The organism is Verrucomicrobiota bacterium, from assembly GCA_016871535.1.
Lineage (GTDB): Bacteria > Verrucomicrobiota > Verrucomicrobiia > Limisphaerales > SIBE01 > VHCZ01.
Window position 1 is genome coordinate 17,188 of sequence record VHCZ01000025.1, and the last position, 23,455, is coordinate 40,642.

The following is a 23,455-nucleotide window of genomic DNA, read 5'->3' on the forward strand; positions in this document are numbered from 1 at the left end:
GAGCCCCTGCGGAATGCAATTCCGCGATACGGCAGATTACGAATCTGCGCTACGCTGAACAAATACCCGGGAGAGAACTCTCCGCAGCAGGACGTCGCGCATTGTCCCCCTGAGCCTCCCCCTCTCTTCCTCGGAGGGGGAGAGGGGGTCCGCAGGACGGGAGAGGGGGGCGTTCGTGGGGAGGGCAGGGTGAAGGAGCGGAATCCGGCTCTCCATTCCGAGTCTTTCTCAGTTTTTTCTTTGCCATTGTTCGCGTGGAACGCGCATCCTAAGAAAAAGCCTTGTCCTGGGTCTTGCGGGATAGAGACGTGACGAGCATTTCACTATGCGCCTGGAAAGTCGAACGTGGTTCTTGTTAAGCCTGTTGCTGCTGGCGGCGGCGCTGTTTTTTTGGCTTTATGGCAACGATTACCAGGCCCGGAAATCGATCCAGCCTCCGCCGCAGACCAATCAGCAACGCCAGGCCTCCTCGCTTTCTCAATCCGCCTCCGGCTACAACTTCCCGCTTCTGACGCGGCTCGACAGCGCTCTGGCCGCGCAAATCGCTGCCACGCCAGCCCAGACGGTCCGCACCGCATCCGAGCGACGACCCGCCATGCAAAGCGGGCGCGCCGCGTATCGGGTGAGCAACACTCCGAAATCCGCGCAGGAACTGGCCCGTTCTGACACGGCCATCCTGCTCCGCAATGCCTGGATTGACACGACGCAGTCGGCCGCGCTTCCGATTCCCGCGCATCTGAAGTCGTCCGGGGATCCGGGGAGTTATCTGGTCCAGGCGCGCGGGCCGATCCGTGATGAATTTCGCGCACGGTTGCGTGAAGCTAACGCGTCGATCATCTCTTACATCCCGAACAACAGTTACTTGGTGCGTGTCTCGCCGGAAGGCGCCCGGCGGTTGAAAACCTGGGCCGGGGTCAGGTCCGTTCTGCCGTACGAACCATACTATAAACTTGAAAACAAGCTGCTCGTTCTCGCCGTCGAGCAAGAGCCGGTGCCCGAAGCTCGCTGGTTGCGGCTGACTCTCTTCCCGGGAGAGCGCGAGTCAGCAGTGCGGGCCGTGCAAGCGCTCGGGGCAGAGTTGATTGCGGAGGAGCCGTCGCCGTTCGGTCCCCAGCTTGTGATTCGCCCGGAACCCCGCAGTTTGCCCGCGCTGGCGCAGCTTCCATCGGTTCAGGGCATCGAGCTTTGCCACGACCGCCAGCTCATGAACGACAAGATGCGGGTGAGGATCGGGCTGGCGACCAACACCACCACCGCCGTCAATTATCTCGGACTGACTGGAAGCAACATCGTCGTCAACATCAACGACTCCGGGACCGATGCCTCGCATCCGGATCTGCAAGGCCGCGTGACCGTTTCAGAGCAGCGGCTGCTGACGGATACCGTTGGCCATGGCACGCACGTGGCCGGAATCATCGCGGGCAACGGAACGCAGTCCGCGTCCATCCCGGAATTGCCGCACGGTTCGGTTACGAACTCGAACTTCCGCGGCGTCGCGCCTCGCGCCCGAATTTTCACCATGCCGATCGTGTTCGGTCCGGCCGTGAATCCCGCCGTCTCGGACACCTATTTACACGAGCGAGCCGCGGCGACGAACCTGTTTTCCTTCCGGCGCCGCAGCACGCTCATCTCGAACAACAGTTGGAATTACAATGGCGCGAACGAATACGACTCTTCCGCGGCTCGCTTTGACGCCGCGACGCGCGACGCGTTGCCCGGCGTAACGAATGCCCAATCCACGCTTTATGTCGTTTCCGCGGGCAACACCGGCGAGGGCGAAGACGACGGCCTGGGCGGTCTTTCCAGCAGCGTACCCTCTCCCGCGACCGCCAAGAACGTCATCTCGGTCGGCGCTCTGGAGAGTTTTCGCAGGATCACCAATCAGGCGGTCGTGACGAACATGGACCTGACATTGAGCACGAATGAACCATTCGCGCTCTCGAGCGATAGCGACGATCAGGTCGCCGCCTTTTCGAGCCGGGGGAACATCGAGATAGGAGCGGAAGGCGATTTCGGGCGGTTCAAACCGGACGTCGTGGCCCCCGGTGGTTTCATCGTTTCGCTGCGCTCCAAGGATTGGGCTTACGAACCGGGCACCAATGCGGCCGAGGCGCAGGTATTGCAGCAACTTCATCCCAAGCTGGGCCGCTATTACCGCTACGAATCCGGCACGAGCATGGCCGCGCCCGTGGTTTCAGGGATGCTCGCGCTCATCCAGGAGTTTTTTGAGTCGCGGCTCCCGGTCACCCAGTTGGGACCCCCTACGTTCGGGTCGCAGAGTCTGCGGCGCACGAACAGCCCGGCGTTGATGAAAGCGTTGCTGATTCACGGCGCGCGTTCCGCGGGACCGCTTTACGACAGCTACCCGAAAAGCTCGATCAACTACCAGGGCTGGGGATTGGTCAACATCTCGAATACGCTGCCCGCGCTGATGCTGTCCCAGCCTGAAGCCAGTTGGCCCATCCGATTTTTCGATCAACACCCGACCAATGCCGTCGCCACCGGCCAGACCAAATCGTGGAACGTCAATCTTACCGAAAGCGCGCAGCAAGTGCCGTTGCGCGTGACGCTGGTCTGGACCGATCCGCCCGGCAATCCCAACGCCGCGATCAAACTGGTCAACGACCTGAACCTTGTCGTCTCCAATACCGTCACGCGGCAGGTCTATTACGGAAACAACATCCCGGTCGCGAGCGACTTCACGCAACCGAGCGAACCGGATACGCCTCCGGTCACGGACATGGTGAACAACGTGGAGAACGTGTTCATCCGCGAACCGTTCGGCTCCAATTTCGTCGTCAGCGTCGTGGGCCACCGCGTCAACGTCGCGGCGGTTTCGGATTACACGTCGGTCACCACGACGAACCTGGATATCGTGCAGGATTTCGCGCTGGTGGTTTCGACTGGCGATCTGAGCCTGACGAACGCCTTCACGATCACGCCCATTACCACCAACGCGCCCGCCATCCCGCCTGCGCCGACCGTCATGACCAACGGGGTGCCGTTGCTCAATCGCCATGCCGGCGCGCAACCCACGCTTTCGACGAACCGGAATGGCGTGCCGGAGCAATGGAATTTTTACGTGTTCACAAACTCGTTCATGACGAACAGCCCGTTGACGATTACCAATGGCACCAACGTCGCGTTCATCACTTTTTTGCCTCCAGATCTGGGGCGCCCCAGGAATCTCGAAGCGGACATTGATCTGTACGTTTCCAAGGATGCGGGCCTGACGAACCTGAATCAGCTCGCGATGGATTCCGCCTGGAAATCCACCACGCGCGGCGGCACGGAATACATCACGTTCACCAACGCCGCGCTCGGAGATGTCTTTTATATCGGAGTCAAATCCGAGGACCAACAAGCGGCCGAGTACGGGCTGATTGCGTACTCCAGCGACCAGCCCTTCGAAACGTTGGACAACGGCAGCCCCGTGCTCCAGGCTTTCCCGGTTCCCGCGATCATTCCGGACGGCGTGGCCAGCAGTCCCGGCGGCGTGCAAATGTTCGCGATTGGAATCACGCCCGTTGTGGCCGAGCGAGTGGTGGTGACGAGCGTGCTGGCTCATGAAGATTTGGGTGACCTGATCGGCATTCTCAGCCACGAAGGGACTTCGGCGGTTTTGAACAATCACACGCTGATCCCGGGCCGGGTCTCCGGGACCAACATTTTCGTCTATGACGACAGCCGGTTCGCGCCTTTGCCGTTCACTCAGCGAACCGACGGGCCGGGCAGTCTGGAGAATTTCGCCGGACGATACAGCACCGGCGTCTGGATGCTCAATATGGTGGATAATGCGCCGACGCACACCGGACGCGTGGCGTCGCTGACGATCCGGATTCGCCCGCTCTTCGGCGGCAATCTCGGCGCGGCGGGCGCGGCGGGTCTGGACGGCCAGGTTTTACCGAACGACCGCACGTGCTTCTTCCACGATGTGCCTCCGGAAGCGACGAATCTCGTGGTGCGGCTCTCGCAATTGACCGGCCCGGTCGAACTCATGATCCGGCGGGAAAAAGTCCCGGACACGAATGATTTCGACAAGACCATCACCATCAATCCGCCCGGCGGCGAACTCCGATTGGGAATCAAGGACGAACCCGCGCCGTTGCTGGCCGGACGTTACGTGATCTGCGTGTACAATCCGAGCCTCTCGGCGGCGGTGAAGTTCCACATTGTGTCTCTGGCTGAACTGGGCCTCACGGCGGACACGTCGCTGACTTTGACCTCCACCAACATTCTCACGACAATCGATGACGGACGCACCTCCGCCACGTTTGACGTGTTGGCGGACAAACAAGTCACCGATGTCCAGGTCGGAGTTCGCGTCAACCATCCGCGGCCCCAGGACCTGGTCTTGCACCTGGTCAGTCCGCAAGGCGCGCGCATTCTGCTGACGGAGAACCGCGGCGGCTTCAGCCCGCAAGGCTACGGATCGGGATACGACACGAACATCAGTTTCGCGATTTTCACCGAGGCCACGAACCGCTTCAAAGATCTGCTCCCGATCAAATTCGCCACCGCGCCCTACACCAATGCCGTCGGCGGAGGCCTTGACGTCCCGTTGTTCTCCGACGGATTCGAGAACGCCACTCTGGGCGCATACAGCTCCAACGCCGTGGTCTCCGGTTGGACCGTCACGCAAGGCCGCGTGCAAGTCCACGCGACGCTGGCCACACTTCCAGGGGTGCCTTCGGCATCGGGAACGAACTTCCTCGAGCTGGACACGACGCGAAGTCCCGCCGGCATCCTCAGAACCGTCCCCACCTCGCCCGGATCGCAATATTTGCTGAGCTTCAAATACAACCGGAACCCCGCCGCGATTCGCCCGGGTGTCGCTCACGGCTTGCAGGTCTATTACGGCCCGCCTGCGGACGTGCGGTCGGCCAACAAATTCGTGCCCGTCCAGGGCTTCGGATGGGTTTCGACCGACATCGTCTTCCGCGCCACAAGTCCTCTCACCGTCATTGAGATGGCTTCGCTGACCAGCGCGGGGCCGCTCGTGGACGACGTCCAACTCTTCGACGTCGTGGCGACCACGAACACTTTCGTGATGCCGGAGGAAGCCTTGAGCATTCTGAACGGCGAACGCACGATCGGGGAATGGAAGTTGGAAATCCTCGACACGCGCCGGGGACCTGGGGCCAGTCTGCCGACCGGCCTTTTGAGTTGGGAATTGCTCCTCAAATATGGCGAACCCCGGCCGCGGGCCATCGTGCTGACCAACGACGTCGCGTACAGCGCCGTTCTGACCAACAATCAGACGAATTATTTCATTGTGGACCTTTGCGACACCACGAAAGAAGCGTTTGCCACGTTGACCGGCCCGACGAACAAGATCGTTCTCCTGGCTGACCGCAGCGGCTTGCCCACGGGCGATCTGCTCCGCGACGATTATTCGCCGACCACGAACAGCGTCGCTGCGGACGCGACTCTGGGCACGGGCACATTCGCCTTGCGCGCCGATCCGGCGCACCCGGTGCCATTGCAGCCGGGCAAGCGGTTTTTTCTCGCGGTTCACAACCTGAAGCAGGAAGAGACGAACAATTATTCCCTGGTCCTGAATCTGGACCGCGATGAGTGCCACGGCCCGCGCCGCATCATCCCGCTGACCAACAGCGTGCCCTACACGAACAGCATTCCGCCGCTGACGAATCTGTTCAATTACTACGTCTTCACTCCGTCCTGCAACGCCGGGCAGGTGGAATTCGAATTGAAGCCCAGGAACGGCGACCTCGGCATGGTGATCAAGAAAGGGCCGCTGCCGCCTTTGCCCGACCTGACCCATTTCGATTACTCCATCGACTTGCCCGGCAACCGAACCAACGAAGTGATCACCATCAGCACGAATTCCGCGCCTGTGCCGATGTTGCCGGGGGATGAGTGGTACATCGGGGTCTATCAGAAATCGACCAACACGGTTCTCTACACGATCACGGCGACCGAGCTAACGGTGGCGGGAGCGAAAATCACGGGAACCAATGTCGTGGCGCTCACCAATAGTGTGCCGCTGGATTTCACGATCCAGTACTGCCCGGAATTTACGAATTACTTCCGCTTCACCATTACGAATCCGGTCCCCGGCGTGAGATTCGTGGTGACGAACCTCAATGCGAACGCGGATATCTTCGCCAGCTTCAACTCCCTCCCCACCCCGGTGAGTTTCCTGAGCAGCAACACGTCGGGCACGAATTTCAGCGCGGCCCCCACGATTACCACCAACTCTCAGCAGCCCACGCTGCGCGGAGATTGGTACGTTCTGGTCGTGAACAGGCTCCCCACGAATTTCCGTTTCACCATTCAAGGGGACGAGTTGATCGAGATCGAGCGGCCCGGAATTCGATTCATCATTCCGGACCTGACATTCCGGCCTGGAGAACTCTGCCTGACCTGGGACACGGTGTTTGGGTATTTCTACAACGTGCAAGGAAAGGCCGCGGTCGATGATCCGGCCTGGATTGACGCCGCGCCGCAAAGCACGGGCACCGGCGAGAGCGTCACGTACTGCATGAGTTTCCCCGGACCGTTCCGTTTCTTCCGCATCATGGAAACGCCCACCACACCGCTGCCGCCGCCGCCGCCCGTGGGCCAGTATATCACGCCGTTGCTCCTGGTGGGGCAATCGAACCTTTGCGTGCGCTGGCCGTCGATGGTGTTGAGCAACTATTACGTCCAGGCCAAATCCAGCGTGGACGACGCGACCTGGGCTCGCGTCTCGCCTTTGATCACCACGGCCGGCCAGCTTGCGGAATATTGCCTCGACTTGCCGACACCTTATCGATTCTTCCGCGTTGAAGTGGTGGGTGTGGCCCCGCCGCCGCCGCCGCCCGTGCAGTTTGTCACGCCCGTGCTCGTGCTGAACCCCACGAATCTTTGCCTGAGATGGACGTCTTCGATCGGGACGAATTATGTCGTCGAGGCCCGGACGAATGTCGAAGACCGGATCTGGGATCGGATTTCGTCGGTGCTGACGGCTTCGAGCACGAACAGCGAATTCTGTCTGGATCGGCCGACGCCGTATCGGTTCTTCCAGATCACCGTCGTGGGCGCGGCCCCGCCGCCGCCGCCGCCGGCCCAGCGCATCATTGTCGGGGCCGACGCCAGCGAAACCAACCTTTGCGTGCGATGGAACTCGGCGGTGGGCACGAACTACGTCGTGGAAGCCAAAACCAACCTCGAAGATCAAGTGTGGAGCCGCATCTCTTCGGTCATCGCGGCCGCCAGTACGAACACGGAGTATTGCGTGCCGCTGCCCACGCCGTATCGGTTTGTGCGAATTGTGATTGTGACCGAGCCGGCGCCGCCGCCACCGCCACCCCCGGCTCAAGAGGTCCGGTTGAAACTAGCCGTTGGGACGAACAATCTCTGTCTGGGTTGGAATTCCGCCGTCGGAACCAATTACGTGATCGAAGCAAAGACGAACCTGGAGGACACGGCCTGGGCGCGGCTCTCTTCCGTGATCACCGCGGCGAGCGCCAACAGCGAATACTGCGTGACGCTGCCCACACCGTACCGCTTCTTCCGCGTCGAAGTTGTGGGCGGCGCGCCGCCTCAACCGCCCCCGCCGCCGCCGAGCGAGCCGGTGGCCGTGAAAGCTGTAGCGACGACCACCAACCTTTGCCTGAACTGGAATTCGGTGCCGGGCACGAAGTACGTCGTCGAAGCCAAGTCGAACGTCGCGGACACCGCCTGGGCGCGGCTTTCCGCGGAGATTACGGCAGCGAGCACCAACAGCCAGTATTGCGTGACGCTGCCGACTTCCTACCAATTCTTCCGCGTTGAAGTGGTAGGCGGGACGCCGCCTCAACCCCCGCCGCCCTCGCCGCCGGGCGAGCCAGTGGCCTTGAAGGCAGTCGCCACTGCGACCAACCTTTGTTTGAACTGGAATTCCGTGGCGGGCACGAATTACGTGATCGAGGCCAAGACGAACGTCGAGGACACGGCCTGGGCCCGGCTTTCTTCTGTGATCACGGCGGCGAGCACGAATAGCCGGTATTGCGTGACGTTGCCGACACCGTACCGTTTCTTCCGCGTTGAAGTGGTCGGAGCGGCGCCTCAACCGCCGCCCGCACCGACGCCCAGCCAGCCCGTTGCTGTGAAAGCTGTGGCGAAGACGAACAGCATTTGCCTGAGCTGGAATTCTGTCGCCGGGACAAACTACGCCGTGGAAGCCAAGACCAACGTCCAGGACGCCGCCTGGAGCCGGGTCTCGCCCGTCATCACGGCCACAACGACGAACACCGAGCACTGTGTGGCGTTGCCGACTGCCTACCAATTCTTCCGGGTCGCCTTGCGGGACGGGTTTCGCTGAGCCGGCTCTCCTCACAGACCGCCCCGCGTTCCGCCGCGCTTTCGTCGCAGGGCGGCGTGATCGATCCGCGGGTCCGATATTCGAGCACGAACGTTTGCCTCAACTGGGATTCACAAGCGGGCCTGAAGTATCGCGTCGAAGGAGCCACTTCCGGTGTTTCCCGGGTGGTGTACGACAACACGGTTAGCAGCAGCTCCGTCCGATCGTTTTTCCCAGGCAACGGAATCGAGTTTGGAGACGACGTCACACTCGCCGGGACCGAGCGTCTTCTGACCGATTTTCGTTTCGATTATTTTCTGAGTCCGAACGCCAACGCGAACGAGAAAGCGGAATTGTTCTTCCGCTTGAATGACGGCCCGGACGACACGCCGGGAACGATGGTGTTTCGCAGCGGCGAATTCACGCTCGACACCAGCCCGAGCGGCTATGTCATCGTCGATGCAACGGAGCTGGGAGTTCCGGTGCCCAATGCGCTGACCTGGAGCCTCGTCATCACCGGGGTTGATCCGGGAGAGGAAGCCGGCTTGCTCCTGAACGGTCCCCCCACGGCCGGCGCCAGTATCGTGAGCTTCTGGCAAAGGAGCCCCGAAGGCGTCTGGACGCGGAATCTCATTGATGAAGGCGCCGTGCAGGGGAGCTTCGCGGCCTCCGTCAAAGCTGCTCCCAATGCAGCATCGTCTTGGATCCCGTTGTCCTGGGTCACGGCCTCCAGCTCAACTTCGTCCTACTGCCTGGACTTGCCCAACCCGCATCGGCTCTTTCGAATCGTGCCGGAAGCCGGCGGTCCCGGGCCCTCTCCGGCGCCGAGGCTGCAGGTTCCGGTGATCCTGGCGGACGGCCGCGTGCAATTCAGTTGGAACGCGGAAGCGGGGAAGAAATACGAATTGCAGTGGAGTCCAAACGTCGGGGATCCGCCGCGCGTCAATTGGACAACCCTCACCAACGTGACCGCAAGCGGCGCGCTCGTAACGGTCACCGAGCCAGCCCATCCCACCAGTTCGCCGCGTTTCTACCGCCTGCGCGTTCCGGAGCCTCAACGACAGGCCTGGCGTCCAAACATGCGCGGACGACACGGGCCAGGTCCTCCAGCTTGTAAGGTTTCTGAAACTCAAGGTCGTCCGGATGCACGCGGCTTCGCCAGCTTTCCGGATCGCATCCCATTTCCTCGGCGGAGTATTTGAGCAGACGCGTGAAATCGCCGTCCCAATGCCATTCGCCGGTTGAGGGGCATCCCTCGTAAACGATTTCCGCCAGAGCGCGTACCAGCGCTTCATGGCGTTGCAGAGGGGTTATCGCAGGTTCAATTTGCTTGTCGAAGACAGAGAAAATCGGGCATGAATAACTCCCAATCAAGAAACCAGGAACAATCGAACCATCAAATCCCAGAATTATCCCATGAGAATGTTCATTCCGATCGCCGCCGCAGCGATGCTGGCGTCTGGCCTGGCGGCGGCCGCCCAGGATGCCCAAACCAAAACCTCTCCAACGGCCGCCACAGCCGTTGATAAGGCTTACAAAAATGTCGGTGTCGATGAATTCGAGAAACTTGCCGCGGACAAGAAGAATGTCGTGCTGGACGTGCGCACGCCGAAAGAATTCGCGGCGGGCCACATCAAAGGCGCGGTGAACATTGACTTCAATGCCCCGGACTTTGAAAAGAAAATCGCCGCGCTGGCCAAGGACAAGACGTACCTCGTTCACTGCGCCGGCGGCGTCCGCAGCAGCAAGGCTTGCGCGAAGATGGGCGATCTCAGGTTCAAGCATCTGGTCAACCTCGAGCCGGGGTTCAAGGCGTGGGAGAAGGCGGGCAAGGCGGTGGAAAAGTAAGACGGGATGGACTGGCTTGGGAAGACCCAGTGAGCAGCCACTGGTTTTCAGTAATCTCCACTGTTAGCCAAAATGAAAAAGCGCGCGCGTCGTCAGGTGGAGTGCACGATTCCGGTTCTGCCGGTGGGCAGTCTCGCCCGAAGCATTCGCTTCTACACCGAGAAGTTGGAGTTCAAGCTCGACTGGCGCGGCGGCGCGCTTTGCTCCGTTTCGCGCGATGGAAGCTCGATCATGCTTCGTCAGAAGCACAGGCGCGATAAGTCGGCGCCGGTTTGGGTGTGGATCGGCTTGGAGAGCGACACCCTGTTCGAGAAGTTCAGGGCGCGTGGCGTCAAGGTTCTCCAAGAGCCGCGGAATTGTTCCTGGGCGTATGAGATGATGTTCGCAGATCCCGATGGTAATGTGTTGTGGCTCGGCACGGAGTCGAAGCGAAATTTGCCGCTTGAAGAAAATGGCTAACGGCGGTGCACCGAAAGCGGGCGGGCGACGTCAGTCCAATTCGAGCGCGACTGGCTGCCCGCGTCGTGAGCTTGGGTCGTTGGCAGAAACTATGCAAGCAACGATGACATTAAGCCGCGCAGCCCTTGCGGTTCTTAATGATCGTAACAAGATCGTGGCGCTTGCGGACGACTACTGGACTTTAATTGCTGACAGTGATGCTAAAGCGGAGCATGCCTTTGAAAATGCCTTTCGGGAGGCTCGCAGTCGCGGCCATCTGACAAAGGATCTCTTCGTTCGCGTCGCGCGGTGGAAGTCGGTTCGGAATACACGGAACTATGAGTTGAATACTGAGACCGACATCCGCACAGCGACCGCTGCCGCCTTTCAAGCCTCCAATGATGCCGCGTCGATTAAGGCGCTGGTACAGTTACATGGAGTCGCGTTGCGCACTGCTTCCGCTATTCTCCACTGGATGCGTCCTGAGAGATTCCCCATCTTGGACTATCGAGTGGTGACTGCCCTAGGCGAAACTGCGCCGAAGTCCTATGACGACATTCGCCTTTACATCCGCATCGCTAACCGGATCAGAGGACTGGCGCTTCACCATTCGCTTGATCTTCGGACAATTGATCGAGCACTCTGGACATGGGACAAGCGTCGCACCCTAACATTGAAACCAAAATGTCGAAAGGCTCTAGCCTTGCCAGGGCGCTGCAGCGAACCGTTGATCAGTGTGAATTAGTGTTGAATGGTACCAAGTACCAATTTGGTTGAACTAAATCTTGCCTATGAAAACCCGAAATCTCGCAACGATCTTCTCGACCTCCGCCATCGTCTCCGCCCTTTGCGTTTGGGCACAATCGAAGGACGACGGCTTTGTCTCCATCTTCGACGGCAAGACCCTCAAAGGTTGGCACGTCAGCGCCAAGACCGGTCACAGCCGCGTGAGCAAGAATCAATCGGGTGGCCGCTGGGTGGTGGAGAACGGCGCCATCGTCGGCAGCCAGGATATCCCCGCCAACGGCGGCATCGTGATCACCGACGAGCCATACGGCGACTTCGAGGTCGCGCTGGAAATGAACAACGACTTCGGGCCGGACAGCGGGCTGTTCCTCCGCAGCACCGAGGACGGCAAGGCGTGGCAGGCGATGATTGACTACCACGCGAAGGGAAATGTCATGGGCATTTACGGCGAGGGCCTGGGCGGAAAACCCAGCGTGCGCAACTACAGCTTTGTGGACACGCCGGAGAAAATCGCAGCAGTCACGGATTCGCCGCTCCCTCTGGCCGTGCTGCCCGAATCATGGCCGCATTTCTGGCGTCATGGCCAGTGGAACGAGTTGCGCGCCCGCATCGTGGGCAATCCGCCACACATTACGACCTGGATCAACGGCGTGAAAATCATGGAGTGGCAGGAGAAGGAGCTGCGCCATCCGGACAAAGGCGGCATCGCGCTTCAGGTTCACGGCGGCGGGAATTACACGAGCCAGTTCGTGCGCTACCGGAACATCCGGGTGAAAGCGATCCCGTCCACGAAATAGGTTAGAGATGTTCTCATGGACTTTCGCTCCCTACCAACCTTGAAGATCCTTGGATTCCTTGGTTTTCTAACAGGAGATTACAGAGGCAACGGAGAGCTCTTCTCTGTTCCCTCCGTTTCCTCCTGTTAAATGAAGACAACGGTTCAATCTTTTTGAAACCGTGAGGCTGCTCCGGCGTCATATATGCCGAAAACCGTTCTCGAATCATGAAACGAAATGCTTTGATCCTGACTTCCACTATTTGCTTTGCAGCCACGCTTTCCGCGGCGCCGATTGAGTTCGACTTCAAAGACTCCAAAGGCGTGAACAATATCGTCTTCAAACTGGATGCGCCCCTGGAGGCCATCAACGGCACGGCGACGGGCATCTCCGGCAAAGTCACCTTTGATCCGGATCATCCCGGCGCGGTGAAAGGCAAAATCATCGTGCAGACCGCGTCGATGCATTTGGGGAATCCGATGCAGAAGGAACATCTTCACGGCGATCAATGGATGAGCGCCGCGAAGTTTCCCGAAATTAGTTTCGAGGCCGTCAGCGCGAAAAACGTCAAAGCCGAAGGAAACGTCACGACCGCCGATGTGACGGGCAAGATGACGATCAAAGGCGTCACCAAAGAAATCACCGTGCCCGTCAAGATGACCTACTTGAAAGGGCGGTTGCGCGAGCGGACGCCTGGCATGGATGGGGATCTCTTGGTCTTGAGGTCGAACTTCTCGGTGCGCCGGCGTGATTTCGGCATTCAACCGGGCCGGAACGAAGAGAAGGTGGCGGACGAAATCGTCCTCGAATTGAGCCTGGCCGGCGCGGCGCCGCGATAGTTCAGTGGCCAGTTGTCAGTTATCAGTTGTCAGTAGAGCGGGGCGTCGAGCCGAAGTTTTCAACGCGCCGACGCAGCTTTGAACTTTGAAACCTTGAACTTAGAACTCCGGCAGCGGCCGGGCTAATTCTCCAAGCCCTTTGGCGGATTGAAGACAATCGAGGATATGAAGGCTTGCCGCACGGAGGACGGGTTTCGGAGGAGCAATCTCGCGGCGGCAATCTCCGGTGATCGAACCTTGCTTTGGATGGGGATTTTTCCCGAATGGTCATGCCGGGAATGATCGGAGAAACGTTGCAGCCGGATGGCAGCGGCATCATGCAGTTGTTGCGCCTTCTTGTAAGCCGCGCTGGCTTCCGTGAGCCGGCTGCTCTGGGGTCCCTCTTCTGTCACTTCCGCCAAAACGGCGGGACGCGGAACCAGCTTTGGCGTGCTCACAACAGGCGGCGGCGCGGGAGGCTGCGCTTCGCGAACGATCACTGGCGGCGGTTCCGCGGGAGGAACGTCCCCTTGCAACAACCGGCGCAATTCTTCTTGCCAGTCTATTTTCTGAACCGGCTTTGGCGGAGTTTGCGCTTGCGGCGCAGCCCCACGTGGGGGTGGCGGGCCAACGGGCGGACGCATGGGCGGACGGGCCGGCGGCTTCCGTTGCTGCTGCTCTTCCGCCTTGCGCTGCAGCCAGCTTGAAGCCGCCATGATCAAGAGGATCACCAGGGTGCCGAGCAGTGAGTCCATCGTCAGTTGTCAGTTGTCGGTTGCCAGTTGCCAGTTATCAGCGAACGTAGTCTGCAATCTGCAATCCGCAATAAGATCAGCTTCCGGACGGTTTTACCGGGGCAGGGGATGCGCCGCCGCCGGCAATGCTGTCGCGCATGTTGGTGTCGGCCTGGACGTTCTTGATTCGGTAGTAATCCATGATGCCAAGGTTGCCCTGGCGAAACGCTTCCGCCATGGCCAGCGGCACCTGCGCTTCGGCTTCGACCACGCGGGCGCGCATTTCCTGGACGCGCGCGAGCATTTCCTGTTCGAGCGCCACAGCGGCGGCGCGCCGCACTTCGGCCTGGGCTTGAGCGATGAGCTTGTTCGCTTCGGCTTGTTCGGCCTGGAGTTTGGCGCCCACGTTTTCGCCTACGTCCACGTCGGCAATGTCAATGGACAAAATTTCGAACGCCGTGTTGCTGTCGAGCGCTTTGTCCAAAACTGTTTTGGAAATGCGGTCGGGGTTCTCCAGAACGACCTTGAACGTGTCAGCCGAACCGATGGTCGAGACGATGCCTTCACCGACGCGCGCGATAATCGTTTCCTCCGTTGCGCCGCCGACGAAGCGGTCCAGATTCGTGCGCACGGTGACGCGCGCCTTGGCCTTGATGACAATGCCGTCCTTGGCGACGCCATCGATTGAAGTTTTGCCTGAAGACGGATTCGGGCAATCGATCACCTTCGGGTTGACGGAAGTTTGCACGGCTTCGAGGACGGTTTTGCCGGTGCCTTTCGTGGCCAGGTCAATGGCACAGGCGCGGTCGAAGACAAGATGAATGCTGGCTTTGCGCGCGGCGATCAGGGCATCCACCACCATTTTCGGATTGCCGCCCGCCAGATAATGCGTCGAGAGATCATCGATCGTCACATCCAGGCCTGCCTTCACGGCCGTGATGCGGTTATCGACGATCATGCCGACCGGGACATTTCGCAGCCGCAGCGCAATCAGTTCCGTGAAGCTCACTCGCGCGCCCGAGAACAAGGCCCGAATCCAGACGCTGAAGAAGTTGATGACCACAATGGCGATCACCAGCCCGACGACCGCGATCAGGCCAAAGAACAGCAGCGTCCACCCGCTGACTCCGTTGAACAGTCCCTGCGCGAAGAAGGAGAATGATTTTTCCATGGTTGGTTTGGGTTAAGGGTTTTCAGGAATTTTCAATAGCCCGGACGACGACTTTCAAGCCTTCCACGGCCACAACCCGAATGGGCGTGCCGCGGTCGATCATGTTGCCTTCGGTGACCACATCGACCCGGCGGCCGTTGATGACGGCGGTCCCGGACGGGCGGAGATTCGTGTGGGCCGCGCCCGTCTGATTCAATAGTTCGGGTTTCTCGACGCCTAGTTCGCCGACCGTTTGCTCCGAAACAAATACCTTCGCGAGGCGGCTGTTTGGAAAATACTTCATCCACGCCAACGTGCCGACCACCAGGCCGGTGGCGACGCCCAGCAGAATCAGGTTGCCGGTGGGTGCGCCGAATTTCGCATAGCCGACGATGACCCCGGCCAGCAGGCAGATGAGGCCCATGACGCCCGCGATCAAGCCGGGCAAAACCGTCTCGAGGAGCAACAGCGCCGCGCCCGCGAGAATCAAGGCTCCGACAACCCAGCCCGAGAGATCTCCCGCGGCATTGGCAAGCAGCATTGAGGTGCCCAAAATGCGCCCGTTGATCACCGTGTCCATGCCTCGATTATGAAGGCAAGGGCGGACGGCGCAAGCGCAATTGGCTGTTTATGACTTCACTTCTCCAGGAACGCCGCGTGCACGGCTTTCATCGCTTTTTCGCCTTTGGCCAGGTCGATCACGACGGAGATCTTGATTTCGCTCGTGGAAATCATGTCGATGTTGATGCCTTCGTGCGCGAGGGTTTCAAACATCTTGGCGGCGACCCCGGAATGGCTGCGCATGCCGACGCCCACGATGGAAAGCTTGCCGATCTTCTCGTCGGACAAGGCTTCGCGAAATCCCATCTCGGGCTTCAGTGCCTCGATCACTCTGGTCGCCTTGAGCAGGTCCGGCTTGTCCACAGTGAACGAAATGTCCGTCGCCGGCGTTCCCGAACCGTGGCTGACGTTTTGCACGATCATATCGACGTTCATGGCCGCGTCCGCGAGGGCCTTGAAAATGCGCGCGGCCACGCCGGGCCGGTCCGGGACGCCCACCAACGTCACTTTGGCTTGATTCTTGTCGAGCGACACGCCGCGAATGACGACGTCCTCCATGCTTGCGGTTTCTTCTTTCACGAGGGTTCCTGGATTATCATTGAGACTGGAGCGGACTTCAAAGACGACTCCGAATTTCTTCGCGAACTCGACGGAGCGCGACTGCATCACTTTCGCGCCCAGGCTCGCCAGTTCCAGCATTTCGTCGTAAGCAATCTCGCTGAGCTTGCGGGCGCCGGGCACGATGCGCGGATCCGCCGTGTAAACGCCATCGACGTCCGTGTAAATCTGGCAGAGATCCGCCTTGAGCGCCGCCGCCAGCGCGATGGCCGTCAAATCCGATCCCCCACGTCCCAGCGTGGTGATCTGGCCTTCGGGCGTCTGGCCCTGGAAGCCCGCCACGATGACAACCTTCCCCGCGGCCAGCAAGGCATGGACTTGTTTCGGAGTGATGTTCTGGATTTTTGCCTTGGTATGAACGCCGTCCGTGACAATTCCCGCCTGCGCCCCCGTCAGAGAAATCGCCTCGACGCCGATCGCGTGCAGGGCCATCGCGGTCAGCGCGATCGTCGTCTGTTCTCCAGTCGCCAGGAGCACGTCCATCTCGCGTTCGCTCGGCAAAGGCATGATGTCCTTCGCGAGTTTGATGAGGTTATCGGTGACTCCGCTCATGGCGGAGACGACGACGACGATCTGGTCTCCTCGCTGGCGGTATTGAGCGACGCGAGCGGCGACGTTCTTGATCCGCTCGGTATTGGCGACGGATGTGCCGCCGTATTTTTGGACAATGAGAGACATGGCCTAAACTCAATTACAAATTCTCTTCGGTGGGGCAACCCTGAAGCAGAGCCTCAGCCGGTGAGGCGACGCTCCCGCGGAGCCATGATCGAGTGGCAATGGCCGGCTCGGCAGGAGTCTCGCCCACTCCACAGTCACTTCTATCGTGGCCGCCGTCGATCTCATCACACTCCAATCACTTTCAGCACCGCTTCTCGCTTGGCTTCCACAACGACGGGTTCCACGCCGGCGGTTTTGATCGCATTGTCCGGGTCTTTCAGACCGTGGCCCGTCATCGTCGCCGCGACGACGCTGCCTTTCGGAATCAAGTTCTTTTTCGCGCATTGAATCAAGCCGGCCAGCGCCGCGGCTGAAGCGGGTTCGACGAACAATCCTTCCGTGCGCGCGAGCAACTGGTAAGCCGCCAGGATTTCCGCGTCCGTCACCTTGTCGATGTGCCCATTCGATTCCTTCAATGCTTTCGCGGCGCCTTCCCAACTGGCGGGATTGCCGATGCGGATCGCCGAGGCGACAGTTTCGGGCTTCTCAATAGGGCGGCCTTCGACAATCGGCGCGGCGCCGCTGGCCTGGTAACCGAACATCCGGGGGAGGCCGGTTATCTTCTGATCCGAGAAGTATTCGGTGTACCCTTTCCAGTAAGCGGTGATGTTGCCGGCGTTGCCCACCGGCAGAAAATGAAAGTCGGGCGCGCGGCCCAGGTGGTCGCAGATTTCGAACGCGGCCGTCTTCTGGCCTGCGATGCGCACGGGATTCACGCTGTTGACGACTTCCACGAGGCCGGTTTCACCGAGTTCGCGGACGATGCGGAGGGCTTCATCGAAATTTCCATCGATCGCCACGGTCGTGGCGCCGTACATCAACGCTTGCGCCAATTTGCCCAACGCGATCTTTCCGTGCGGCAAGAGCACGACGCAGCGGATTTGGGCCCGCGCCGCGTAAGCGGCAGCCGACGCCGAAGTATTGCCGGTGCTCGCGCAAATGACCACTTTGGCGCCCTTCTCAACCGCTTTCGACACCGCCACGGTCATGCCCCGGTCCTTGAAGGAGCAGGTCGGGTTCATCGCCTCGCACTTCAGCCACAGCTCGAACATGCCGCCGCAAGCCTCGACAAAGTTCGAAACGCGGATCAACGGGGTATTTCCCTCCTGGAGCGTGACGACGGGGGTGGACTTGGAGACGGGCAAATACCGCGCGTAATGATGAATGACACCTTTCCACACAAAGGCGCGAGCGGCTTCTCCTCCTTTGTCTGGCGGACCGTGCTTCATCGGGAACGAAGGGTGAGTGATGAAACCGCTGGGTGATCGCTCGGTAAGCGCGGGTGGAGCGAGGCTCCTGCCGAGCTGTGCGTCGATGGCGGTTCGCTCGCCCCACGTTCACCGAGCGAATCCGCCACTGGCAGGTTTGTCCTTACATTCGAGAGGCAGGGTGCCTCCCGATCTGGCAGGCTGGAAGCCTGCCCTACATTCCTGGCGGTCGATTTCAATGGTGAGGTTCTCAATTATTCAAAACTTTCCACGCGAATCATCGTCGGCGCGGCTTTGATCACGTTCAGCCGGCTGATGGCTGTGAGCGCCCGCGCCATCGCGGCATTCGGCGCGTCATGAATCATCAGGATCAACGGCACGCTCTCTCCTTCGTGGCCTTCGGGTTGAATGACCGAGGAGATGCCGATCTTGCTCCGGCCCAAAATGGCGGCGATTTTGGCGAGCGTCCCCGGTTTGTCAATCACGCTCAGACGCACGTAATACCTGGAAACGACTTCGCCCATGTTCAGCACGGCGCCGGCGCATTCGTGCGGAACAAACGGCGGAATCCGGCTCTGGCTGCCGCACTTCAAATCCAGCGCGGCGTCCGCCAGATCGCTCAACACGGCGCTCGCCGTTGCGTCCGGGCCGGCGCCGCGCCCATAATACAGCGTGTCGCCAACCACATCGCCGCGGACAAAAATGGCGTTGAACACATGGTTCACGCTGGCCAGGACCTGCGCGTTCGGCACCAGCGCAGGATACACCGAGACCTGCACACGGGGAGGGGGGCAATGCGGCATCGGCGACTGGCGATTGGCGATTGGCGATTTCCGTGACTTCAACCGGGGCGGCTGTTCCTTCGCCGAAGGCAGGCGGTCAATGAGTTTCACCACGCCGAGCAGCTTGATCGTATAGCCAAGCTGGCCGGCAAATTGAATGTCGAGCCGCGAAATCGACCGGATGCCTTCGACGTGGATTTGTTTCGGGTTGACCCAAAACCCATGAGCCAGCGAGGCCAAAATGCCAACCTTGTGCAACGCATCGTGGCCATCGATGTCCAGGGACGGCTCCGCCTCGGCGTAACCCAGGCGTTGAGCGTCCGCCAGCACGTCGGCAAAATCCGCGCCCTCGTGCTTCATCCGCGTCAATATGTAATTGCACGTGCCATTGACGATGCCGTAAATGCCGGTGATCCGATTGCCGATGAGCGCTTCGCGGACGACCTTGATGATCGGGATTCCGCCGCCGACGCTGGCTTCGTAGTAAAGGTTCGCGCCGTATTGCTGAGAGGCCACGAACAATTCTTCGCCGTGCGCGGAAAGCAAGGCTTTGTTAGCCGTGACGACGGATTTGCCCGCAGCCAATGCTCGAAGAATGATCGTTCGCGCCGTCGTCGTCCCGCCGATCAATTCGACAACGAGATTGACGCGCGGATCGCGGACGATTTCTTCCCACCTGGAGGTCAGCAGCGAAGCGGGGAATGGGATGGCGCGAGCTTTTTTGGGATCGCGGACCGCGATTTTCGCGACGCTGATGCGGGCGCCGAGACGGGACGCCATGAGCGGCGCGTTGCGCTGGAGAGCGCGAAACACGCCGCCGCCGACCGTCCCGCCGCCAATAAGGCCCACATTGACCTGCTGCATAGGAGCGGAGAGAGTGCCGGGATTCACTGCCTCCGACAATTCCTTTTTGCGCCTCCCGTTGAGCGTCAAAGGCAGGGCCATGGCAGCGACAAAGTCTATTTTTTGGCGCAAGCCTTTACCCGGTTGGCTCAGCCAACGCCTCCATGCATTTTGAGCATCCGATGCTCAAAATGCATGCACGATGGGAATGATTCACCGCGGCGAACTGCTGGCCCGCATTGAAGATCGCTTTCGGGCTAATCCAGTCGTGTTGCTACTTGGCCCGCGCCAGTGTGGCAAGACCACACTGGCGCGCCAATTTGCCGATGCACACCAGGCCGAATATTTCGACCTTGAAGCTCCGGCTGATTTCGACCGGCTTACTCAACCCATGACCGCACTGGAACCGTTGCGGAGCTGGGTGGTTCTGGACGAAGCGCAGTTGCGGCCGGAACTTTTCAAAGTGTTGCGCGTCCTGGCCGATCGATCCTCATTGCCGGCGCGATTTCTGGTCGTGGGCAGCGCGTCGCCGGACCTGGTTCGTGGCGTTTCCGAATCGCTAGCGGGCCGTGTCGCGCTGATCCCGATGGCGGGATTTGATTTGTCGGAAGCCGGAACAAAGGATTTGCGCCGCCTCTGGTGGAGGGGCGGTTTTCCGCGCTCGTTTCTGGCCGAGACCGACGCCGAGAGCCGTCAGTGGCGCGCGGATTTCATCCAGACCTTTCTCGAACGCGACTTGCGGCGCCTTGGCGTGCAGGTGGCGCCTCTGGCGCTGCGTCGCTTCTGGAACATGGTGGCCCATTATCATGGACAGATCTGGAACGCTTCGGAAATCGGGCGCTCCCTCGGCGAGGCACACACGACGGTCAAGCGTCATCTCGACATTCTCTGCGGCGCGCTCGTCATGCGCCAGTTGCCTCCGTGGTTCGAGAATCTGGGCAAGCGCCAGGTGAAATCACCCAAAGTTTATTTGCGCGACAGCGGACTCTTGCACGAACTGCTGGGCATCGCGTCGTTCGCCGCGCTGGAGGCGCACCCGAAACTTGGCGCTTCGTGGGAAGGGTTCGCGCTGGAGGAAGTGCTGCGCGTGACCGACGATCGCGAAGCCTATTTCTGGAACACGCAAGGCGGAGCGGAACTCGATCTGTTCGTGTTCCTGAACGGCCAGCGCTACGGCTTCGAGTTCAAATACGCCGACGCGCCCGCGGTGACGAAGTCGCTCGAAGTGGCACGCCGCGACCTGAAACTGAAACGCGCCTTCATTGTGCATCCGGGCCGGCAATCTTATCCGTTGAACGCCTGGGCGGACGCGGTGGGCATCGCCGCGTTGCGGGCGCGCGTGGAGGAGTTGGGCGACCTGGCGAACGCTGCGCTTTCCAAGCGTCCAAGACGCGAAAGGAATGAGTGACACGAATTGCGCGAATCATCGCGAATGGGTTCCTCTTCTTTGAATTCGCGTGAATCCGTGAAACTCGTGTCCAGGCAAAGAACCAGCGTTCGTGCGTCCGGAACGATTCCGTTGGGATGGGGAGCGCGGCGTTCACGCCGCTTCGAGTCCGGATTGGCTACGGACCAAGGATAGCGGTCTGGAGCCACGACCTTTCGTCAGTTGAAGCGGCATGAATGCCGTGCTCCGGCGTGGACTTGGCTGGCCCTTTCTTGACCGATACGGCGTGCGCCCAACGTCTCTTGGCTCGCGTTTGGGTTACTACCGCGATTACTTCAACCTATTGATCGTTCGGGATCCAACTCCGGGCGCCTGACACCGAAAACTCGAAGCATTGCCACGCCCTTTGCGACGGCCAAAGGGTTCACGGCGGTTTCAATCAATCTGGTCGTGAATGCGTCCGGAGCCAGGCCAGGTAGGCATTGCCAGGAGAAACCTGGCGGTGGTCATGCCAGGCGCGGCCTTCCGGATAGCCGGCTGTTCTTGAGTCCGCGCTCGGCCTGGCGGAGACGTGACCGTTGGCAAACGAGACACTGGCGGCTCCGCGATGATGAATCGCTGGATAATTGAAAAACACGTCATTGGTCTCAACCCCCAAAAACGGCCAGCAGACGCTCTCGGGATGCAAGTCCATGAACACGAGTTTTTGTGAAGGCGACGCAATGGACGAATCCTTGTGAAAAACTGGCCCCTTCGGATTCCAGCCCGAGCCGTTGATCCAGCCCATGTAACAATTCATGGCGTAACTTCGGAGTTTGGAGAATCGAATGCCGCTGTTCGCGTCGACAAACTCGCTTCGATCCGAGGGACACTTGTAGATTCGCGTGTCCTTGAGATAGGCCGAGAACTGAGCGAAGCGGGCATCGTTTAGAAGAGTAGCATTTGTGCCGTCTGGAAAGCTGATGTGGTGATTGAGGTAGCCTTGAACCCACATCGGATTGGCCGCATCCCCGCCTCCACGAACCATCCCATTGCCTGCGATCCGGCCGGTATCGTCCGAATACATCGTCCAGGCCAGGGAAAGTTGCCTCTCGTTCGCAAAGCACCTGGCCAGACGCGCCGACTCCCGCGCTGCCACGACCGCTGGAATCAGCACCGAAGCCAGAACCATCACGATTGACATCACCATCAGCAGTTCGAGCAAGGTGAACCCAAGGGATGGATCTTTCAGCAACTTCATGGCGCGGAGCGAACGGTTGGATTCGCTCTTGCCAGGGAGATGAAGAAAAATTCCGCGGGAGTTTCAGGAAAACTTGCATCGACTCTTCGCTCCGCGACGGCGTGTCAGTGCTTTTCCCCTCCCGCGATTTCGCTGTCGATTTGGGCCAGCGAATCCGGGCGCAGGAGTTTGATGAGCGGGTTCTCAAGGAGGTTGTAGGACTGAGCCAGGAGAAATGAGTTGCCATCGGGGGAAAACAGACCCAAAGGCGCTTTGAGTGTAAGAACGGATCGTGCAGCAGCGATGTTCCAAAGTTCGACCAAATCGTCGGACCCTCCGCTGACAAGGGTTTTGCTGTCGGGCGAGAATGCGACCCAGTTCACCACGGCTCGCCGGCCTTTCAGTAGAGCCCGCCTCCTGCCCGAGGGAACTTCCCAAAGCCACACCGTGTGATCACGGAAGCCCCCGGCCAATAACTTTCCGTCCGGTGAAAACGCCAAGCTGAGCGCGTCGCCGCGCGGACCAGACAATACCAGTAATTCCCGCTGCGCGTTCAGGTCCCAAAGCCGGGTCCCGTTGTCAGTTGACCCGGTGGCCAGAAGGTTGCCTGTCGGAGAGAGGGCCAAGGCGGGAGGCAAACCTGGATCCCATATGCGGGTAGCAATAGAAAACTCTCCCGCTCGCAAGGAGGGCAAATCCCACATGCGCACAATTCCGACTGAGGCTCTGCCACCGAGATCTGGCCAGTAATCTCCGGCGGCCAGAACCCGGCCATCACGAGAAAAGGCCAGTCGAGTCCGAGCGAAGGAGCCCGCTCGCCGCACCTGTTCATGTTCTGGCAGGATATTCGTTTGCCGCGTCTCCAGGTCCCAGATATGAACCGCACTGTTCGTCAGCCTAACGGCCAAACGCCGCCCATCTTCGGAAATCGTTTTCCCGTTGATGGCAGTGTTCCCATCAAACCGGACGCGTAATGCCGTGTCAGGCAGTTGGATCGTCTCGACTTCCTTTTGATCAACGATGTCCCAGATCCGGATTGCGTTGTCCGTGGTTTCGATCATTAGGCGCCGGCTATCCGGCGAAAAGCCGAGTGGAATGCCCGTCTGCGGTATCATTCGTTCTGGGCTCGGACGCCCTGGTCCAGCCGTCCAAAAGCGGATCGTCCCGTCTTTGCTGCCGGAAACAAGCGTTCGGCCACGGCACGTCTTTTCATGCTGGTAACCTCCAAGCATTCGGTTCTTTGGCGAAGACCAAGGCGTGGAGGCGTTCGGGGCCACCGTTTCGCCGGGCAAATTGCTGCTGATAGCGTCGCACGCTCCAGC

At 60.1% G+C, this 23,455-nt stretch carries 16 protein-coding genes; 7 read left to right on the forward strand and 9 right to left on the reverse strand.

Annotated features, from left to right (window positions below; translation table 11 throughout):
- Positions 1-325: 325 nt before the first annotated feature.
- Entirely contained in the window at positions 326-8,308 is a 7,983-nt protein-coding gene (locus tag FJ398_05655; protein ID MBM3837434.1) for a hypothetical protein, read from the forward strand.
- 972 nt (positions 8,309-9,280) lie between these two features.
- Here FJ398_05655 and FJ398_05660 read toward each other — a convergent pair.
- The gene (locus FJ398_05660; protein MBM3837435.1) at positions 9,281-9,949 is read right to left on the reverse strand and encodes a PAS domain-containing protein; all 669 of its coding nucleotides are present in this window, start codon (positions 9,947-9,949) and stop codon (positions 9,281-9,283) included.
- On the opposite strand from FJ398_05660, the gene FJ398_05665 reads away from it, so the two are divergent.
- From FJ398_05665 to FJ398_05685, 5 genes are all read left to right on the forward strand, one after another.
- On the forward strand, positions 9,704-10,135 hold the full coding sequence (locus FJ398_05665; GenBank protein ID MBM3837436.1) for a rhodanese-like domain-containing protein: 432 nt from the start codon (positions 9,704-9,706) through the stop codon (positions 10,133-10,135). The two genes, FJ398_05660 and FJ398_05665, sit on opposite strands and share 246 nt — an antisense overlap.
- A 72-nt stretch (positions 10,136-10,207) precedes the next feature.
- On the forward strand, positions 10,208-10,594 hold the full coding sequence (locus tag FJ398_05670) for a bleomycin resistance family protein (GenBank protein MBM3837437.1): 387 nt from the start codon (positions 10,208-10,210) through the stop codon (positions 10,592-10,594).
- Positions 10,578-11,318 carry a hypothetical protein gene (locus FJ398_05675; GenBank protein MBM3837438.1) on the forward strand — a complete coding sequence of 247 codons (741 nt, stop codon included), beginning with the start codon at positions 10,578-10,580 and terminating at the stop codon, positions 11,316-11,318. The genes FJ398_05670 and FJ398_05675 overlap by 17 nt, the downstream gene beginning before the upstream one ends.
- A 46-nt stretch (positions 11,319-11,364) precedes the next feature.
- Positions 11,365-12,117: a DUF1080 domain-containing protein gene (locus FJ398_05680; GenBank protein MBM3837439.1), complete on the forward strand. Its 753-nt coding sequence runs from the start codon at positions 11,365-11,367 to the stop codon at positions 12,115-12,117.
- Positions 12,118-12,323: 206 nt separating this feature from the next.
- On the forward strand, positions 12,324-12,935 hold the full coding sequence (locus FJ398_05685) for a YceI family protein (GenBank protein ID MBM3837440.1): 612 nt from the start codon (positions 12,324-12,326) through the stop codon (positions 12,933-12,935).
- Between the two features lie 122 nt (positions 12,936-13,057).
- Here FJ398_05685 and FJ398_05690 read toward each other — a convergent pair whose 3' ends face one another.
- The 6 genes from FJ398_05690 to FJ398_05715 form a co-directional block, all read right to left on the reverse strand.
- A complete protein-coding gene (locus FJ398_05690; protein MBM3837441.1) occupies positions 13,058-13,669 on the reverse strand; it encodes a hypothetical protein in 612 nt (203 codons plus the stop codon).
- A gap of 76 nt (positions 13,670-13,745) precedes the next feature.
- Complete coding sequence (locus tag FJ398_05695) at positions 13,746-14,819, reverse strand: UPF0365 family protein (GenBank protein ID MBM3837442.1); 1,074 nt, start codon at positions 14,817-14,819, stop codon at positions 13,746-13,748.
- Positions 14,820-14,841: 22 nt separating this feature from the next.
- Positions 14,842-15,378 carry a hypothetical protein gene (locus FJ398_05700; GenBank protein ID MBM3837443.1) on the reverse strand — a complete coding sequence of 179 codons (537 nt, stop codon included), beginning with the start codon at positions 15,376-15,378 and terminating at the stop codon, positions 14,842-14,844.
- 56 nt (positions 15,379-15,434) lie between these two features.
- On the reverse strand, positions 15,435-16,655 hold the full coding sequence (locus tag FJ398_05705) for an aspartate kinase (protein ID MBM3837444.1): 1,221 nt from the start codon (positions 16,653-16,655) through the stop codon (positions 15,435-15,437).
- A 164-nt stretch (positions 16,656-16,819) separates the two neighbouring features.
- Positions 16,820-17,923 (reverse strand): threonine synthase, encoded by a 1,104-nt coding sequence (locus FJ398_05710; protein MBM3837445.1) that lies wholly within the window; start codon positions 17,921-17,923, stop codon positions 16,820-16,822.
- A gap of 233 nt (positions 17,924-18,156) precedes the next feature.
- The gene (locus FJ398_05715; protein MBM3837446.1) at positions 18,157-19,548 is read right to left on the reverse strand and encodes a homoserine dehydrogenase; all 1,392 of its coding nucleotides are present in this window, start codon (positions 19,546-19,548) and stop codon (positions 18,157-18,159) included.
- A 187-nt stretch (positions 19,549-19,735) separates the two neighbouring features.
- Between FJ398_05715 and FJ398_05720 the strand changes: the two genes are divergently transcribed.
- Positions 19,736-20,935 (forward strand): ATP-binding protein, encoded by a 1,200-nt coding sequence (locus FJ398_05720; protein MBM3837447.1) that lies wholly within the window; start codon positions 19,736-19,738, stop codon positions 20,933-20,935.
- Between the two features lie 418 nt (positions 20,936-21,353).
- Here the strand turns inward: FJ398_05720 and FJ398_05725 are convergent, their stop codons facing one another.
- Together FJ398_05725 and FJ398_05730 are read right to left on the reverse strand one after the other, a co-directional pair.
- Entirely contained in the window at positions 21,354-22,154 is an 801-nt protein-coding gene (locus FJ398_05725) for a DUF1559 domain-containing protein (GenBank protein ID MBM3837448.1), read from the reverse strand.
- Between the two features lie 104 nt (positions 22,155-22,258).
- A complete protein-coding gene (locus tag FJ398_05730; protein MBM3837449.1) occupies positions 22,259-23,365 on the reverse strand; it encodes a hypothetical protein in 1,107 nt (368 codons plus the stop codon).
- Between the last annotated feature and the right edge of the window lie 90 nt (positions 23,366-23,455).

What these genes read in the sequence shown, in the direction of transcription:
- FJ398_05655 (MBM3837434.1), top strand. Translation starts at nt 326, where the DNA reads ATGCGCCTGGAAAGTCGAACGTGGTTCTTGTTAAGCCTGTTGCTGCTG.
- FJ398_05665 (MBM3837436.1), top strand. Translation starts at nt 9,704, where the DNA reads ATGAGAATGTTCATTCCGATCGCCGCCGCAGCGATGCTGGCGTCTGGC.
- FJ398_05670 (MBM3837437.1), top strand. Translation starts at nt 10,208, where the DNA reads ATGAAAAAGCGCGCGCGTCGTCAGGTGGAGTGCACGATTCCGGTTCTG.
- FJ398_05680 (MBM3837439.1), top strand. Translation starts at nt 11,365, where the DNA reads ATGAAAACCCGAAATCTCGCAACGATCTTCTCGACCTCCGCCATCGTC.
- FJ398_05685 (MBM3837440.1), top strand. Translation starts at nt 12,324, where the DNA reads ATGAAACGAAATGCTTTGATCCTGACTTCCACTATTTGCTTTGCAGCC.
- FJ398_05690 (MBM3837441.1), bottom strand. Translation starts at nt 13,669, where the DNA reads ATGGACTCACTGCTCGGCACCCTGGTGATCCTCTTGATCATGGCGGCT.
- FJ398_05695 (MBM3837442.1), bottom strand. Translation starts at nt 14,819, where the DNA reads ATGGAAAAATCATTCTCCTTCTTCGCGCAGGGACTGTTCAACGGAGTC.
- FJ398_05700 (MBM3837443.1), bottom strand. Translation starts at nt 15,378, where the DNA reads ATGGACACGGTGATCAACGGGCGCATTTTGGGCACCTCAATGCTGCTT.
- FJ398_05705 (MBM3837444.1), bottom strand. Translation starts at nt 16,655, where the DNA reads ATGTCTCTCATTGTCCAAAAATACGGCGGCACATCCGTCGCCAATACC.
- FJ398_05710 (MBM3837445.1), bottom strand. Translation starts at nt 17,923, where the DNA reads ATGAAGCACGGTCCGCCAGACAAAGGAGGAGAAGCCGCTCGCGCCTTT.
- FJ398_05715 (MBM3837446.1), bottom strand. Translation starts at nt 19,548, where the DNA reads ATGCAGCAGGTCAATGTGGGCCTTATTGGCGGCGGGACGGTCGGCGGC.
- FJ398_05720 (MBM3837447.1), top strand. Translation starts at nt 19,736, where the DNA reads ATGATTCACCGCGGCGAACTGCTGGCCCGCATTGAAGATCGCTTTCGG.
- FJ398_05725 (MBM3837448.1), bottom strand. Translation starts at nt 22,154, where the DNA reads ATGAAGTTGCTGAAAGATCCATCCCTTGGGTTCACCTTGCTCGAACTG.
- FJ398_05730 (MBM3837449.1), bottom strand. Translation starts at nt 23,365, where the DNA reads ATGCTTGGAGGTTACCAGCATGAAAAGACGTGCCGTGGCCGAACGCTT.